This window comes from Ruegeria sp. AL11, assembly GCF_056540865.1.
Map to the genome: position 1 here is coordinate 1 of NZ_JBQFXO010000014.1, position 14,821 is coordinate 14,821.

The 14,821-nt window shown below is 60.4% G+C and carries 12 protein-coding genes; 6 read left to right on the forward strand and 6 right to left on the reverse strand.

The window, feature by feature from the left end:
* Positions 1–87: 87 nt before the first annotated feature.
* Positions 88–1,656, reverse strand: coding sequence for a 2-isopropylmalate synthase (locus ACR0IP_RS20420; protein ID WP_480527603.1), 1,569 nt, complete (start codon positions 1,654–1,656; stop codon positions 88–90).
* 291 nt (positions 1,657–1,947) lie between these two features.
* Between ACR0IP_RS20420 and ACR0IP_RS20425 the strand changes: the two genes are divergently transcribed.
* The gene (locus ACR0IP_RS20425; RefSeq protein ID WP_170691429.1) at positions 1,948–2,613 is read left to right on the forward strand and encodes an SDR family NAD(P)-dependent oxidoreductase; all 666 of its coding nucleotides are present in this window, start codon (positions 1,948–1,950) and stop codon (positions 2,611–2,613) included.
* 4 nt (positions 2,614–2,617) lie between these two features.
* Here ACR0IP_RS20425 and ACR0IP_RS20430 read toward each other — a convergent pair whose 3' ends face one another.
* A complete protein-coding gene (locus ACR0IP_RS20430) occupies positions 2,618–4,126 on the reverse strand; it encodes an MORN repeat-containing protein (protein ID WP_480527605.1) in 1,509 nt (502 codons plus the stop codon).
* Between the two features lie 130 nt (positions 4,127–4,256).
* On the opposite strand from ACR0IP_RS20430, the gene ACR0IP_RS20435 reads away from it, so the two are divergent.
* The 3 genes from ACR0IP_RS20435 to ACR0IP_RS20445 all read left to right on the forward strand — a co-directional run bounded on the left by ACR0IP_RS20435 (position 4,257) and on the right by ACR0IP_RS20445 (position 7,952).
* Positions 4,257–5,915, forward strand: coding sequence for an NAD+ synthase (locus ACR0IP_RS20435; RefSeq protein ID WP_480527607.1), 1,659 nt, complete (start codon positions 4,257–4,259; stop codon positions 5,913–5,915).
* Between the two features lie 322 nt (positions 5,916–6,237).
* A complete protein-coding gene (locus ACR0IP_RS20440) occupies positions 6,238–6,459 on the forward strand; it encodes a hypothetical protein (RefSeq protein ID WP_480527608.1) in 222 nt (73 codons plus the stop codon).
* A gap of 161 nt (positions 6,460–6,620) precedes the next feature.
* On the forward strand, positions 6,621–7,952 hold the full coding sequence (locus tag ACR0IP_RS20445) for an NAD(P)/FAD-dependent oxidoreductase (RefSeq protein ID WP_170691426.1): 1,332 nt from the start codon (positions 6,621–6,623) through the stop codon (positions 7,950–7,952).
* Positions 7,953–7,956: 4 nt separating this feature from the next.
* Here ACR0IP_RS20445 and ACR0IP_RS20450 read toward each other — a convergent pair whose 3' ends face one another.
* Positions 7,957–8,889, reverse strand: coding sequence for an MBL fold metallo-hydrolase (locus tag ACR0IP_RS20450; protein ID WP_480527611.1), 933 nt, complete (start codon positions 8,887–8,889; stop codon positions 7,957–7,959).
* A 217-nt stretch (positions 8,890–9,106) separates the two neighbouring features.
* Between ACR0IP_RS20450 and gltX the strand changes: the two genes are divergently transcribed.
* Positions 9,107–10,432 carry a glutamate--tRNA ligase gene (gene gltX, locus ACR0IP_RS20455; RefSeq protein WP_480527613.1) on the forward strand — a complete coding sequence of 442 codons (1,326 nt, stop codon included), beginning with the start codon at positions 9,107–9,109 and terminating at the stop codon, positions 10,430–10,432.
* 10 nt (positions 10,433–10,442) lie between these two features.
* Here gltX and ACR0IP_RS20460 read toward each other — a convergent pair whose 3' ends face one another.
* Complete coding sequence (locus ACR0IP_RS20460; RefSeq protein WP_480527614.1) at positions 10,443–11,054, reverse strand: gamma-glutamylcyclotransferase family protein; 612 nt, start codon at positions 11,052–11,054, stop codon at positions 10,443–10,445.
* 95 nt (positions 11,055–11,149) lie between these two features.
* Between ACR0IP_RS20460 and ACR0IP_RS20465 the strand changes: the two genes are divergently transcribed.
* Positions 11,150–11,596, forward strand: coding sequence for an RrF2 family transcriptional regulator (locus tag ACR0IP_RS20465; RefSeq protein WP_170490778.1), 447 nt, complete (start codon positions 11,150–11,152; stop codon positions 11,594–11,596).
* A 4-nt stretch (positions 11,597–11,600) separates the two neighbouring features.
* Here the strand turns inward: ACR0IP_RS20465 and ACR0IP_RS20470 are convergent, their stop codons facing one another.
* The gene (locus ACR0IP_RS20470; RefSeq protein ID WP_480527617.1) at positions 11,601–14,129 is read right to left on the reverse strand and encodes an ABC transporter permease; all 2,529 of its coding nucleotides are present in this window, start codon (positions 14,127–14,129) and stop codon (positions 11,601–11,603) included.
* Positions 14,126–14,821, reverse strand: a complete 696-nt coding sequence (locus ACR0IP_RS20475; protein ID WP_480527619.1) for an ABC transporter ATP-binding protein — start codon at positions 14,819–14,821, stop codon at positions 14,126–14,128. The genes ACR0IP_RS20470 and ACR0IP_RS20475 overlap by 4 nt, the downstream gene beginning before the upstream one ends.

Here is a 14,821-nt window from a genome sequence, read left to right on the forward strand (position 1 = left end):
GCGCGCCGCAGGCGCGCTGCCGGGCCCAAAACCCAAGATGGGTCGGCGATGCCGGGCCGCCGCGGGTGCGGGAGCCCTTTGCCGTTTCTAGGTCAGGTCTTTGTAGCTGATCTCACGCGTGTCTGCGCCGGGGCCGGTTTTCTCGCGGCGAACGATCAGGCGGTTCAGCGCGTGGATATAGGCCTTGGCTGACGCAACGACCGTGTCTGTGTTGGCCGATTGGCCGGTTGCGATCATGCCGTCTTCGCTCAGGCGGACCGAGACTGTGGCTTGCGCGTCGGTGCCTTCGGTGACGGCATGGACCTGATACAGTTGCAACCGGGCTGTGTTGGGGTAGATCGCGCGGATCGCTTTGAACGTTGCATCCACAGGCCCGTCGCCATGTTCGGTGGCGATGATGTCCTTGCCGTCCATTTCAAGTTCGACGGTTGCCTCGGCCTGGCCCCCGGTGCCGCAGGTCACTTTCATCGAGACAAGCTGAAGATAGTCGTCATGCTCGTCCATGGTCATGAGCGCGATCAGGTCGTCGTCGAACACCTCTTTCTTGCGGTCGGCCAGATCCTTGAACCGCACGAAGATGTCCTTGAGCTGGTTATCGCCCACATCAAAACCCAACGTCTCGAGCTTGTCGCGCAGCGCGGCGCGGCCTGAATGCTTGCCCAAGGGCAGAGAAGTCCCTGAGAGACCGATATCCTCGGGGCGCATGATCTCGAAGTTTTCGCGGTTCTTCAGCATCCCATCCTGATGGATGCCGCTTTCATGCGCGAAGGCGTTCTTGCCGACGATGGCCTTGTTGAACTGCACGTTGAAGCCCGACACGGTCGCCACGCGGCGCGAGATATGCATGATCTTGGTTGTGTCGATGCCCGTGTGCCAAGGCATGATGTCGTTGCGGGTGCGCAGAGCCATCACGACCTCTTCCAAAGCCGTATTGCCCGCCCGTTCGCCCAGACCGTTGATGGTACACTCGATCTGACGCGCACCGCCTGCTACAGCGGCCAGAGAGTTCGCGGTCGCCATGCCAAGGTCGTTGTGACAGTGGGTGGCAAAGATCACCTCATCCGCGCTCGGTACAGTCTCGATCAGGCGTTTGATCAGGTCGGCGGACTCCACAGGTGCAGTATATCCCACAGTGTCAGGGATGTTAATCGTAGTCGCCCCGGCCTTGATCGCGATCTCGATCACTCGGCAGAGGTAATCCCACTCGGTCCGCGTCGCATCCATCGGTGACCATTGTACGTTTTCACACAGGTTGCGCGCGTGGCTGACGGTTTCGTGGATCTTCTCGGCCATCTCATCCATCGTCAGGTTCGGAATGGCGCGGTGCAGGGGGGAGGTGCCGATGAAGGTGTGAATACGGTTCTTCTCGGCGTGTTTTACAGCCTCCCAGCAGCGGTCGATATCGGCGAAGTTCGCACGGGCCAGACCGCAGATACGGCTGTTTTTCGATCGTTGCGCAATCTCGGAAACGGCCTTGAAGTCGCCCTCGGATGCGATGGGGAAACCGGCTTCGATAATGTCGACGCCCATCTCGTCCAGCAGCTCGGCAATCTCGAGCTTTTCGTCATGGGTCATGGTTGCGCCGGGGCTCTGCTCGCCGTCGCGCAAAGTGGTATCGAAGATCAAGACGCGGTCTTGGTCGGTCACGTTGGTCATGGGGTTCTCTTTCTTCTTCTGTCCTAAAGCCTCTTGGCGCGCTGGCGTCCTCCTCTGAGCGGGCGCGCCGGTTGGCACGCTCAGAGGCGGATTAGGATCAGTAGGCCACGCAGCGACGCACCGCGAAGGGCGGTGTCGGCAACAAGGATATCTGCGCGGTTGATCATGAGGATGAGGTTATACCCAGCTTGCGCGGAATGAAAAGAACCAAAATGAGGGCGTGGTCCTTTCTATGCGAATTCTTGAGGACCCATTATTGATCCAACCGTCGCTGCCGCTAGGTCGTGAGGCATGAAAACAGCTTTGGTTATAGGCGCCTCTGGCGGAATTGGTTCGGCGCTTTGCGCGCGTCTTGAGGAGCAGGGCATACAGGTCACCAGCCTGTCCCGGTCGGTTGACGGGTTTGATCTGACCCAACCGGAGCAGGCTTTGCAGATGTTGGATGACCTGCCTGATCCGTTCGATCTGGTTCTGGTGGCCTCTGGCGCGTTGGAGATCAACGGGGCGGAGCCGGAAAAGACGATCCGAGCTGTATCGGCGCAGGCCATGATGGATCAGTTTGCGTTGAATTCGGTTGGTCCGGCCTTGGTCCTCAGCCGTGCGCACAGATTGCTACCACGCGACAGGCGATCTGTTTTTGGTGTTCTGTCGGCGCGTGTGGGGTCGATCGGGGACAACCGGATCGGTGGTTGGATCAGCTACCGTGCCGCGAAAGCCGCGGTAAACCAGATCGTCCACACCTCGGCCATTGAACTGGCGCGCACGCACAAACAGGCGATCTGCGTGTCTTTGCATCCCGGAACCGTCAAAACGGCCTTCACGCAGAAATACCTTGGTCGACATCCGGCAGTGGAGCCTGAAGAGGCCGCGATGAACCTGCTGAACGTGGTCAACAGTCTAACGACCGATGACACGGGTGGGTTCTTCGACTGGGCCGGAAAACCCGTTCCGTGGTAGCAAGTTAACCGTCGGAGGGTTCAGCCTGCGCTGGTTCCTCAGCGTTTTCAGCCTGAGCGGGTTGATCCTCTTGCGCGGGCGATTCTTCTGCTGAGCTTTGCGCAGGCAGGGCGTCATTGTCCCACACGCCTGTCTCCTCTTGCCCGTTGGCATAGCGCATGGTGCCTTCGCCGTGGCGTTTGTTGTCGAGGAAGCCGCCTTCGTAAACGTCGCCTGTACTGTAGGTCGCAACACCCACTCCGCTGATTTTGCCGTCAACCCAATCGCCCGTGTAGGTGAAGGTGCTAGGCGTTGTGATCGTGCCCTTGCCGTGGCGCTTGCCGTTCAAGAAGTCTCCGTCATAGATCGTGCCGTCCGCGTAGCTGGCCTTACCTTTGCCCTGTCGCGCGCCATCGACCCATTCGCCCTCATAGCGGTAGCCGTTGGCAAAGGTGACAACGCCGTTGCCATGGCTGACCGCATTCCGAAACTCGCCGGTATAGACGACACCGTTTGGGTATGTGGCCTTGCCTCGGCCCTCGAAGACACCCGCAACCCACTCACCATCATAGACGGTGCCGTCGGGATAGGTGTTCTGGCCCTTGCCATGCGGCAGGTCCGCACTGAGTTCACCGATATAGGTTGAGCCATCGGGATAGGTGATCTCACCAAAACCTTCGATCTGACCACGGGACCAGTCGCCTGTATAGCTGTAGCCATCTGTCCCGGTGAAGGTGCCTTTGCCGTGGCGCTGATCGTCTTCGTAGTCGCCCTCATAGACGTTGCCGTTGGCATAGGTTTCCTTGCCTTTGCCCTGACGGCGCCCGTCCAGCAATGCGCCCTCGTAGACATCCCCGTTGGCCAGCGTCAGCCGCCCGGTGCCTGTCATCACGTTGTTCTGCCACTGACCGTCATATTCAACGCCGTCCGACTGAACCAGACGACCTTGACCATGGCGCTGACCCTGTTCGATCTCACCTTCATAGACAGATCCATCGGCCGAAGTGATCTTGCCTATGCCCTGCTTTTCACCCTCAACCCAGTCGCCCTCGTAGGCGTATCCGTTGGGGTCGGACAGAGTGCCCTTGCCGTGATGGCGCGCGTCTTTGAACGCGCCTTCATATCGCAGGCCATTGGCATATTGGGCCACGCCGGTTCCGTTGATGGCCCCGTTGGACCACGTCCCTTCGTAGGTGCCGCCATCGGGATAGGTGATCTTGCCCTGGCCGTCTGGCTGGCCATCGGCGAATGTACCTTCGTAGATCGCGCCATTTGCAAAGCGCGCCGTGCCTTGCCCCTGAATCTTGCCTTCGATCCATTCGCCCGAATACTCGAACCCGTTGGGTAGCCGATACGACCCGGTCCCGTGCCGCAAGCCGTTCAGGAAGGTGCCTTCATAGACACCTCCGACCTCGTCATCCTTGACGATGACGGTTCCGTCCTGTGCAAAGGCTGCCGCTGCGATCAGGGTCATGGCCCCTGCAGCAATCGAATTGCGGATCACATCCATTGTTGTTCCTGCCTGCCCGGTCATCATTGCTTGCTTTCTTCGGCGCAAAACTAAGGGACCGTCACGGGCAGAGCAACGGCTTTTGCCGCATGGCCCTTTCACTCGCGCGGTGATCTGCTAAATGCAAAAGGACTGACGAAGGCAAGAGGGCAGCATGGCCGACCGTTTCCGCATCACTCTGGCGCAGCTTAACCCCACCGTGGGGGATATTTCCGGCAATGCCGCCAAAGCACGCGCAGCGTGGCACGAGGCCCGCGAGGCCGGGGCCGATATGGTGGCCTTCCCCGAGATGTTCATCACCGGCTACAACACGCAGGACCTTGTGATGAAGCCCGTGTTTCACCGCGCTGCTATGGCCGCGATTGAGGCGCTGGCCGTGGACTGCGCCGAGGGTCCCGCCATCGCCATCGGCGGGCCGTGGGTAGAAGATGACAGCCTCTACAATGCGTATCTGATCCTGAATGGTGGCCGAATCACCAGCAAGTCCCTGAAGCACCATCTGCCGAACGAGACCGTGTTTGATGAGGTGCGTCTTTATGATTCCGGCCCGCTGGGTGGGCCGTACTCGGTGGGCAATTTCCGCATCGGCAGCCCGATCTGCGAAGATGGCTGGCATCCGGATGTGGCTGAAACGCTGGAGGAAACCGGGGCCGAGTTTCTGCTGATCCCCAACGGCTCGCCCTATTTCCGGGACAAATACGATGTGCGTCTGAACCACATGGTGGCCCGCGTGGTCGAGACCGGCCTGCCGCTGATCTATCTGAACATGGTTGGCGGGCAAGACGATCAGGTTTTTGACGGAGCAACTTTCGGTCTTAACCCGGGTGGTGAGCTTTCCTTCCGCATGCCCGTATTCGACGAAGCGATACGCCACGTGGACCTTGAGCGTGGCGATGACGGCTGGCGCATCGTCCCGGCCGAGATCGTCCCCCAACCGGATGTGTGGGAGCAAGACTACCGCGCCATGGTCCAATCCTTGCGTGACTACATGGGCAAGACCGGTTTCAAAAAGGCGGTTCTTGGGCTTTCAGGCGGGGTCGATTCAGCCCTGGTTGCGGCCATTGCCGTTGACGCGATTGGCGCTGACAATGTGCGTTGCGTGATGCTGCCATCGGAATACACCAGCCAAACCTCGCTGGAAGATGCCGAGGCGGTCGCTAAGGCGCTGGGCGTTCACTATGACTATGTGCCGATCTCGGACAGCCGCGCGGCGGTGACCGAGACACTTGCCTCTTTGTTTGCCGGTCGCGATGCCGATCTGACCGAAGAGAACATCCAGTCCCGCCTGCGAGGTGTGTTGCTGATGGCGATCTCGAACAAATTTGGTGAGATGCTTTTGACCACCGGTAACAAATCCGAGGTTGCGGTTGGTTATGCTACCATCTACGGCGACATGAACGGGGGCTATAACCCGATCAAGGACCTCTACAAAACCCGCGTGTTCGAGACTTGCCGCTGGCGCAACGCCAATCATCGCGACTGGATGATGGGGCCTGAAGGCGAGGTCATCCGCCCGTCGGTCATCGACAAACCCCCAAGTGCCGAGCTGCGCGAAGATCAGAAAGACAGCGACAGCCTGCCGGACTATCCGGTTCTGGATGGCATTCTGGATATCCTGGTCGATCAGGATGGCTCGATTGCCGATTGTGTTGCGGCCGGTTTCGATGAGGCCGATGCTAAACGGGTCGAGCATCTGATTTACATCAGTGAGTATAAACGGTTCCAATCCGCCCCCGGCACGCGCCTGACCAGCCGGGCCTTCTGGTTGGATCGTCGCTATCCGATCGTGAATCGTTGGCGTGATCAGGGGTAAATAAGGCGCATTGTTTCCCGTTTATGGTGTAGTGCTGATCTGAGCTCTCGCATTGTTTCCGATACCATGCGTGCCCCGCTCATTTTCCTAGGTGATCCGCAGGCTCTCCTTGTTTTTGCGACATTTTTCCGCCACATTTATGCTTGGATATTGCCTCATGTGAGGCGGGTGTGACGTATTGCTGCGAGGGGCGCAGGGTCATGGCAAACTGTTTTTAGCCTGACGACGTAACATCCGGGTGGGATGTCTGAGTGAACAGTGTGGTGTTACGATGAATGAGCAATATGATAAATCGCTTCACGCGCCGCGTGCGCTGAATACGATGGAATCTCCTCCCCAAGAGTTGGACGAGGAGAAACTGGATGCGGCCATTGCGGACATGCTGAGGGAAGATGCAGGTCAGCAGAATGTCGCGCCGATGAAGCGTCCTGAATTCCCTGATCTCGTCCCTCAAGAAGAGGTCAGGACCGGGTCAAAGCCCAAGGCGAGCGGGTTCTCGGCCAATCTGCGTCAGAAATGGGCTGAGCTGTCAGGCGCGGCGTAAATTGCTAGGCTAAAGTCTTAGAAGGTGCGGCGTATTTCGCGGCACCTTTGGCGTGCGCGCCACAGGTCTGCACAATCCTGTTGTGATCCTCAAAAAACCGGTTGCCAGCGGCTCAGTGGTCGGTCTCCATGGCGGTCCATGCGATTGTCCATGAGCTTTTGATGCCCGGTCCCAAGCCTACTGTTTTCGACTCCGATCTTTCATTGCCGAAACAAACCGATGTCGTCGTGATCGGCGGCGGTATTGTCGGTGTGTCGACAGCCTTGGAGCTGGCCGAGCGGGGCGTTTCGGTCCTGCTCTGTGAAAAGGGTCAGATCGCTGGCGAGCAGAGCTCTCGCAATTGGGGATGGGTGCGTCTTGGTATGCGCGACCCGAGGGAGATCCCTCTGATGCAGGAATCGCTGCGCCTTTGGCGAGGGATGGAGGACCGGACCGGGCGTCAGACCGGCTACACGCAATCAGGAATTCTCTTTGGGGCCTCAGGCCAGCGAGATGCGCGCAATCTTGAACGTTGGATGCGCCATGTCGATGGGTTAGACACTGGCGCGCGGATCGTCGTCGGGGCCGAACTGGCCGAGCTTATGCCCGGGGCGCAGTCGGATATCTCAAGCGGTCTTTATATGCCACAAGACGGTCGGGCCGAGCCGCAATGGGCCGCCCCCGCCATCGCTGAGGCCGCGCGTGATCGTGGGGCGATCGTCATGACCAATTGCGCCGTCCGTAGCGTCGATATGCAAGCGGGCCGCGTCGCCGGAGTTTACACGGAACGGGGCCGCGTGGCGTGTGACCGGGTGGTTTTAGCCGGTGGGGCTTGGTCGCGCCTGTTCGCCGGAAACGCGGGGTTCGACTTGCCTCAACTGAAGGTGCTGAACACGGTCATGCGCGTGTCGCCGGTGGCCGAAGGGCCCGAGGTCGCGCTGTGGTCGGATGGGTTTGCAATCCGAAAGCGGGCCGATGGTGGCTATACCATCGCTTCGGGTCATGAAAACACGGTGGATATCGTGCCCGACAGTTTCCGGCTGGCCCTCAAGTTCCTGCCAGCATTCGCGCAGGAATGGAGATCGCTGCGCTTTCGCCTGTCAGGCCGCTGGGCGACCGAGGCGCGAGAGGATCGGCGCTGGCTGCCCACCGATGTGACTCCGTTCGAACATTGCCGCGTGCTGGATCCAGCGCCGTCGCAAAAGGTTATACGGGGCGCATGGGCTAATGCGCGCAAGAGTTATCCGGCGCTGGAGCAGGCCGAGATCGTCCAAAGCTGGGCGGGGATGATTGACGTGACACCGGACGCGATCCCGGTGATGTCGTCGGCCGATGATCTGCCGGGTCTGTTCATTGCCACCGGGTTTTCTGGCCACGGCTTCGGCATCGGCCCCGGTGCGGGTCTGCTGATGGCAGATCTGGTCATGCACAGAACGCCCTGTGTGGATCCGGCCGCGTTTCGCCTGTCTCGATTTACCGATGGCTCAAAGGTCCGGCCGGACCCAGGGTATTGAAGGCTTAGCCCATCATTTGATAGCTGACGGGCACAAAGCGGAAGCCGTCGCCACGGGTTTCGACATAGCCAGCGCCCGGGAAGGGCATGTGATAGCCGATCATCGGTACTTTGTCGGCGGCCAGCAGGTCCAAAATCTTACGGCGTGATTCCGTTGCGGCGGCTTTGTCCATGTCGAACCGAACTTCCCATTCTGGGTGCGCAAAGGACCAGACATAGTGATTGGCAAGGTCCGCTGTCAGGATAAGACGCTGGCCGTTACTTTCCAGGTGATAGACCATGTGACCAGGGGTATGTCCAAAGGTCGCCATCGCCGTCACGCCCGAGGCCACGTCTCCGCCGTCCTCGATAAAACTCATCTTCTCGGCCAGAGGGGTGACTTTGGTCGCGACCAGATCGCCGACCCGGTTCCCGGCTTCTTGAGCGGACCAGAAGTCATATTCCGGTGCAGCAGTGACATAGCGGGCATTGGGGAATGTCGGCGCGTCATTGGTGGTCATGCCGCCGATATGGTCCGGGTGCATGTGGGTCAGCACAACCACATCAATCTGATCGGGCGTGACACCTGCATCTGCCAAAGCGGCCTGAATGCCGCCCTGTCCAAGTCCGGTATCGAACAGGATCAGCTCTGAGCCTGTGTTCACCAGAGTCGGCGTGAAAAAGAACTGTGCCACGTCAGGCGAGATGAAGTTTTCGGCTGATACTTTGGCGAATTCCTCATCCGAGGCGCCGCCACCGAAGATTTCCTGCGCACCGTCGCGCGGCAAGCTGCCATCCAGCAGGGTTGTGACCGTGAAGTCGCCCAGCTGGAATGATCTTGCGATGGTCGAGTTCGCCTTTGTCTCGGCTCCGGCCGCCAAAAGTGGGGTCGCTGCGGATGCAAATGGAAGGGCTGCTGCGGCGCCCAGGGCCGCTCTGCGTGTTAAATTGATGGCCATTTCTTAGTCTCCCTGTCAGAACGCCAGCGAAAAAGGTAGTTCGCTTCGGGTCGCGTGCCACCTTATACACCGGTACTTAGTCTGCGTGGATGAACATTGCGTGTTAATATTTGTTCATCTTGCGATCTGGGGGGTCCTGCGGAACTTGGGTAGTCCGAAACGCCTGCTGGACAAAAACGCGCCTTTGTGACAAGAGCCGCGCCAACAGGAGACACCCATGACAACCACCCGTTTCGCCCCGTCGCCCACCGGTTATATCCATGTGGGCAACCTGCGCACCGCTCTGATGAACTACCTGATCGCCCGCAAAGCAGGCGGCACCTTCATCCTGCGCATCGACGATACCGATCCTGAGCGCTCGAAAGAGGAATATGTCGACGCGATCAAACAGGATCTTGAGTGGCTGGGTCTGCACTGGGATCGGGTCGAGCGTCAGTCCGAACGTCTGGACCGCTACGCCGAAGCCGCTGACAAGCTGCGCGAGATGGGCCGGTTTTACGAGGCGTTTGAGACGCCGACCGAGCTGGACCTCAAGCGCAAGAAGCAGCTGAACATGGGCAAGCCGCCGGTCTATGACCGCGCCGCGCTGAACCTGAGTGAGGCCGAGAAAGACGCGCTGAGGGCTGAGCGTGGCAATGGCGTCTGGCGCTTCAAGCTGGATCACGAACGGATCGAGTGGAATGACGGCATTCTGGGCGACATCTCGATCGATGCGGCCTCGGTTTCCGATCCGGTGTTGATCCGGGGTGACGGTCAGGTGCTCTATACGATTGCCTCCGTCGTGGACGATACCGAGATGGGCGTGACCGATGTTGTACGTGGCTCGGACCACGTCACCAACACCGCAACGCAGATTCAGATCATCGAGGCGCTGGGCGGCACTTGCCCCCGTTTTGCGCACCATTCGTTGCTGACCGGCCCGCAGGGCGAGGCACTGTCGAAACGTCTGGGCACGCTGGCGCTGCGTGATCTGCGTGAGCAGGGCGTGCAGCCGATGGCTCTGCTGAGCCTGATGGCGCGTCTGGGCTCGTCTGACCCGGTGGAGTTGCGGTCCGAGATGGCCGAGCTGATCGACGGATTCGATATCAACCGTTTTGGAGCGGCTCCAACCAAGTTCGATGTGCAGGATCTGTTCCCGCTGACCGCGAAGCATCTGCAATCGCTGCCGCTGGCGGATGTTGCAGGCGCCGTTGCCGAGGCGGGTGTTCCTGCCGATCTGGCCGAGCCGTTTTGGGCCATGGCGCGCGAGAACATCACCACTCTGGCCGATCTCACAGGCTGGTGGGAGCTGTGCCGGGATGGGGCGGAACCTCTGATCGCCGAGGAGGATCGTGACTTTATCGCCGAGGCGATTGCGCTATTGCCGGAAGGTCCGTTTGATGGCGACACGTGGGGCACTTGGACCAAGTCCGTCAAAGAGGCCACGGGCCGCAAGGGCAAGGGCCTGTTCATGCCGCTGCGCAAGGCGCTGACCGGGATGGAGCGTGGGCCCGAGATGGCGGCACTCTTGCCACTGTTGCAAGTGATCCGCGCGCGAGGCTGATTGTCAGACCTTAGAACTTGAAAGAGGCAGGCAGTTCGTCTGCCTCTTTTTGTTGGTGCGGTTGGATGACCCGCACCGACGCCCGGCGCAAGCGATCGTCAACAAAATCTGTCTCGTCGGGTTTGAGCTGTTGGTGGCGCGGGTATCTTGGCTCGGCCCTGTCATTCAAGACGGGCGCGTCCCAGCCATCCGTTGTTGCGAAGAACCGATCGGCCCCGTCGGGTCCAAAAATACGCAGATATCCTTGCACAACGACGTCTATGTAGCTCAGCAGCAGCGGATGATGATCTGTCGGCGCATTGTGTCGGTCCTCCGGCACTGCATAAACAGCGATTTCAACATCCTGCGCAAGCGGATGCGTGACTGACCGCGTGGCGGGGATGCGGTCATAGGCCCACTCACGCTCATCCAGCGCGGCCCAGTCGTTTTTTGGCACATGGGCAATCATACCTTCGATCTCGGAATCAGGATCAGGGACCGCAGTTAGGAAGGCGACCGAGCGCAAGTCGGTGTGCTTCCATGCCCGCCGCCAACCTTGGAGCTTTGCTGGCCGAGGATCGGGAAAGTCATGTGTGGCCAAGTTCACGAGGCTGCCATAGCCGAAGAAATAGGGATCTGCCATCAGCGCGAGATGTCCTTTCGGTCGATTGATGTATGTCAAACCGCTTTTTTGCCGGACATGCAATAAGATCACATCAATGATTTAGGGAGGCCCTTATGCGGATTACCAAACGGACGAATATCGCCGTGCGCCTGTTGATGTATTGCGCGGCACATCCCGAAAGGCTGGTGACCAAGGCCGAGATTGCCGAGGTTTGCAACATCTCCGAAAACCATCTGGCTCAGGTGATAAACCAGTTGAGCCAGCTGAACTATCTCAGCACCCAACGGGGTCGCAATGGGGGCATGTCGCTGGCGCGCTCGGCCGATGAGATCCGGGTGGGGGCGGTGTTCCGGGATGTCGAAGGCGCGTTGCCGATTGCCGAGTGTTTTGCGGATGCCGACAACACCTGCCCTCTGACCGATGCGTGTCGATTGAAGCTGGCGCTGAAGGACGCGGCTGAGGTATTTTACGCCTCGCTTGACGAAATCACATTGGACGCGTTGGTTTGTGACAACGATCCTTTATTGAAAATCCTGCAACCCGTCGCCTGCGTGCGCTAAAGGGTCAATCGCTGGCGCGCAGGATGCGGGCTGGTCTTACCGATAGCGGACGTAGAGCGAATGCAAGCCCTGCACCCAGTGTCACGACCATTCCGGCCAATACGATGCCAACGGCTGAAGGCCAGATAACCGTATAGCCGGTGTCGAAGATATAGGTGGCGACGGCCCAGCCCCCCAGAATGCCGACTAGAAGGGCGACGCCCCCGGCGGCCGCTCCCAGCAAGACAGCACGCAGAGCAAAGCTTAGCAGGATGCGCTGTCGGTTCGCCCCGAGTGTTTTCAGAACGGCAGCCTCGTAGCGTCGCGCGGGCTCTCCGGCGGCGGCTGCACCGATCAGGACCAGAAACCCGGTCAAAAGCGAGACTCCTGCCCCATAAGAGGTTGCCGCCGCCAACCCGGCCAACAGGCCCGACACCCGGTCAATCGCGTCTCGCACCCGGATCGCGGTGATGTTGGGGTATTGGTCGGCCAGATCGCGCAGGATCGCGGTTTCGGCCTGTTCCTCAGCATAGACAGTGGCGATGAAACTGTGTGGTGCCCCGGCCAGCGCCGAGGGGTTCATCGACATTATGAAGCCCATGCCTGCCGTCGAAAAGTCAACCTCGCGCAATGAGGTCAGGCGGGCCGTGATATCTCGGCCCAAGATGTTAACCGTCAGTTCATCCCCAAGGGCCAGCCCCATCTCTGCGGCCTCTTCCGCGGCGAAGCTGACCTGCGGTTCTCCGGAATAGTCTTCGGCCCACCAATCGCCTGCTGTGACGCGGGCGTTTTCGGGCGGGCGGGTCGAGTATGTGATACCTCGGTCGCCCTCCAGAACCCAATGGTCCCCGGCTATGTCGCGCGCGGGACGTCCGTTGATCTGGGTGATAATGCCGCGCAGCATCGGTGCGCTTTCGATGCGGCTGACGGATGGGTCGGTCTCAAGACGCTCGGTGAAGCCCGGCATCTGGTCCTTTTGGATGTCGACAAAGAAATAGGACGGCGCGACATCCGGCAGGTTGCTCGAGATCGCGTTGCGCAAGGTTCCGTCAATCTGCCCAACAGCGGCCAGAACAGACAGACCGAGACCGAGGGACAAGACAACCGACGCCGCGCCCTCGCGCGGGTCGGAAATAGCCGAGAGCGCCCATCGCAGGGCAGGGCGGCCACGCGCGACGGGTTTGCCCGCACGAGCAAGGCGGCCGATGGCGATGGCCGACATGGACAGAAGTACGAGCGCGCCAACCAAGCCAGCGCTGGTCCCGAGCGTCAGTCGGGCCGAGCCGCTGAACCACGCGGCGATTGCGATCAGCAGGAGCAGCCCGAAACCGGTGGCCATGACATAGATGGGTCGGGGGAGGGCGCGGGCCGTAGTCAGCGCATCGCGGAACAGGGTGGCGGCACGCACCTCCTCGGTACGGGCCAGTGGCCAGAGGGTGAATAGGAAAGCGGTCAGAATGCCGTAGATCGCAGCCTCGGCCAGAGCTTGCGGGTAGAGGGCGAAAACCGCCGGGATCGGCAGCAGGCTTTCGATCATTGGGGCCAAAGCCAGCGGCAGCAGCCCGCCCAGTGTGACGCCGATGGCTATTCCGATGCCCGACAAGAGCCCGATCTGGATCATATAGGTCTGGAAGATCGTCGCGCGGTCGGCCCCCAAGGTGCGCAAGGTGGCGATGGTTTCGGTCTTCTGTGACAGGTACGCGCGGACGGCTGCGGATACGCCTATGCCTCCGACTGCTAGCCCCGAAAGACCGACCAGAACCAGAAACGCGCTGAGTCGGTTGACGAATTCAGTGATGCCCGGTGCCCCGTTGCGGGCGTCGGTCCAGCGCATGCCGGTGCCATCGAAGGCCTCCTTGGCCTGCTGGGAGAGGTCTCCAAGATCAGTGCCTATGGGTAGATCAAGGCGGTATTTGGTCGAAAACAGGGTGCCCGGGGCCAATAGTCCCGAGGCCTGCAAGTCGTCGGTTCGGACCAGTGTTCGTGGCCCAAGGGCGAACCCGTCCGCCGCACCGTCTGGCTCATGACGCAGGGCCGCCATCAGGACAAACTCCTGTGTGCCCAAGGCGAAGCGATCGCCGACCGTCAGCCCCATCCGATCGATCAATGCGGGGGCTATGACGGCACCAGGCAGGCCGTCTGCGCCCGCAAAAGCGTTGTCAAGTGGCATCTCTGGGGCCAGAGTGACAGATCCCACCAAAGGGTAAGCGCCATCTACCGCTTTGACTTGTGTCAGCGCCCGCTCGGTTCCGGTGTCTTGCGCGGCGACAGCCATTGACCGGAAATCGACAACCTCGGACACTTGTTGCGCGGTCTCGTCCATCCAGCGCCGTTCTTCGTCGCTGGCAAAGCGATAGGTGAACTCAAGCTGCGCGTCTCCGCCCAGCAAGGCAGCCCCTTCCTGCGTCAACCCTGTCTGGATGGCCGAGCGGACCGAGCCGACCGCAGCGATGGCGGCAACCCCAAGGGCGAGACAGGCGAGGAAAATACGAAAGCCGCGCAGGTCTCCGCGTAGTTCACGACGTGCCAGCCGTCCGGCCAGTCGCAGACTCATTCCGCGGCCTCTTGCTTGGTCTCATCCGAGATGCGGCCATCGCGCAGGCGCACAACGCGGTCGCAGCGCGCCGCCAGCGATGGGCTGTGCGTGACCAATACCAAGGTCGCGCCGTGCTTGCCCCGCAGACCGAACAAAAGATCGACGATTGCAGCACCGTTGGTTTCATCCAGATTGCCCGTCGGCTCATCCGCCAGCAGGATCTGAGGGCGCGGGGCCGAGGCGCGGGCCAGGGCAACCCGCTGCTGCTCACCCCCGGACAATTGCGCCGGATAGTGGTCGCGCCTATGGGACAGACCGACGGTGTCGAGTTCTGCTTCGGCGCGGGTGAATGCGTCCTTGTGGCCAGCCAGCTCCAGTGGGGTGGCAACGTTTTCCAGTGCCGTCATGGTGGGGATCAGATGGAAGTTCTGGAACACGATACCCATCGTGTCGCGTCGAAAGCGGGCCAGAGTATCTTCATCCATTGTAGTCAGATCCTGACCCAAAGCCGAGACGCGACCGCCGGTCGCTTGCTCCAACCCGCCCATCAGCATCAGCAGCGAAGATTTGCCCGACCCGGATGGCCCGATCAGCCCCAGACTCTCACCCTTCGTCACGGACAGAGAGATTTCATGCAGGATATCGACCCGCCCGGCATTGCCATCTAGAGACAAAGAGGCATTTTGGAGCGTAAGAACAGCTGAAGTCAT

Excerpts from the sequence above, each read along its gene's own strand:
- ACR0IP_RS20465 (WP_170490778.1), top strand. The coding sequence starts at position 11,150 with ATGCGGATTACCAAACGGACGAATATCGCCGTGCGCCTGTTGATGTAT.
- ACR0IP_RS20430 (WP_480527605.1), bottom strand. The coding sequence starts at position 4,126 with ATGACCGGGCAGGCAGGAACAACAATGGATGTGATCCGCAATTCGATT.
- ACR0IP_RS20420 (WP_480527603.1), bottom strand. The coding sequence starts at position 1,656 with ATGACCAACGTGACCGACCAAGACCGCGTCTTGATCTTCGATACCACT.
- ACR0IP_RS20470 (WP_480527617.1), bottom strand. The coding sequence starts at position 14,129 with ATGAGTCTGCGACTGGCCGGACGGCTGGCACGTCGTGAACTACGCGGA.
- ACR0IP_RS20450 (WP_480527611.1), bottom strand. The coding sequence starts at position 8,889 with ATGGCCATCAATTTAACACGCAGAGCGGCCCTGGGCGCCGCAGCAGCC.
- ACR0IP_RS20440 (WP_480527608.1), top strand. The coding sequence starts at position 6,238 with ATGGAATCTCCTCCCCAAGAGTTGGACGAGGAGAAACTGGATGCGGCC.
- ACR0IP_RS20445 (WP_170691426.1), top strand. The coding sequence starts at position 6,621 with ATGCCCGGTCCCAAGCCTACTGTTTTCGACTCCGATCTTTCATTGCCG.
- ACR0IP_RS20425 (WP_170691429.1), top strand. The coding sequence starts at position 1,948 with ATGAAAACAGCTTTGGTTATAGGCGCCTCTGGCGGAATTGGTTCGGCG.
- ACR0IP_RS20460 (WP_480527614.1), bottom strand. The coding sequence starts at position 11,054 with ATGGCAGATCCCTATTTCTTCGGCTATGGCAGCCTCGTGAACTTGGCC.
- ACR0IP_RS20435 (WP_480527607.1), top strand. The coding sequence starts at position 4,257 with ATGGCCGACCGTTTCCGCATCACTCTGGCGCAGCTTAACCCCACCGTG.
- ACR0IP_RS20475 (WP_480527619.1), bottom strand. The coding sequence starts at position 14,821 with ATGACTTCAGCTGTTCTTACGCTCCAAAATGCCTCTTTGTCTCTAGAT.
- gltX (WP_480527613.1), top strand. The coding sequence starts at position 9,107 with ATGACAACCACCCGTTTCGCCCCGTCGCCCACCGGTTATATCCATGTG.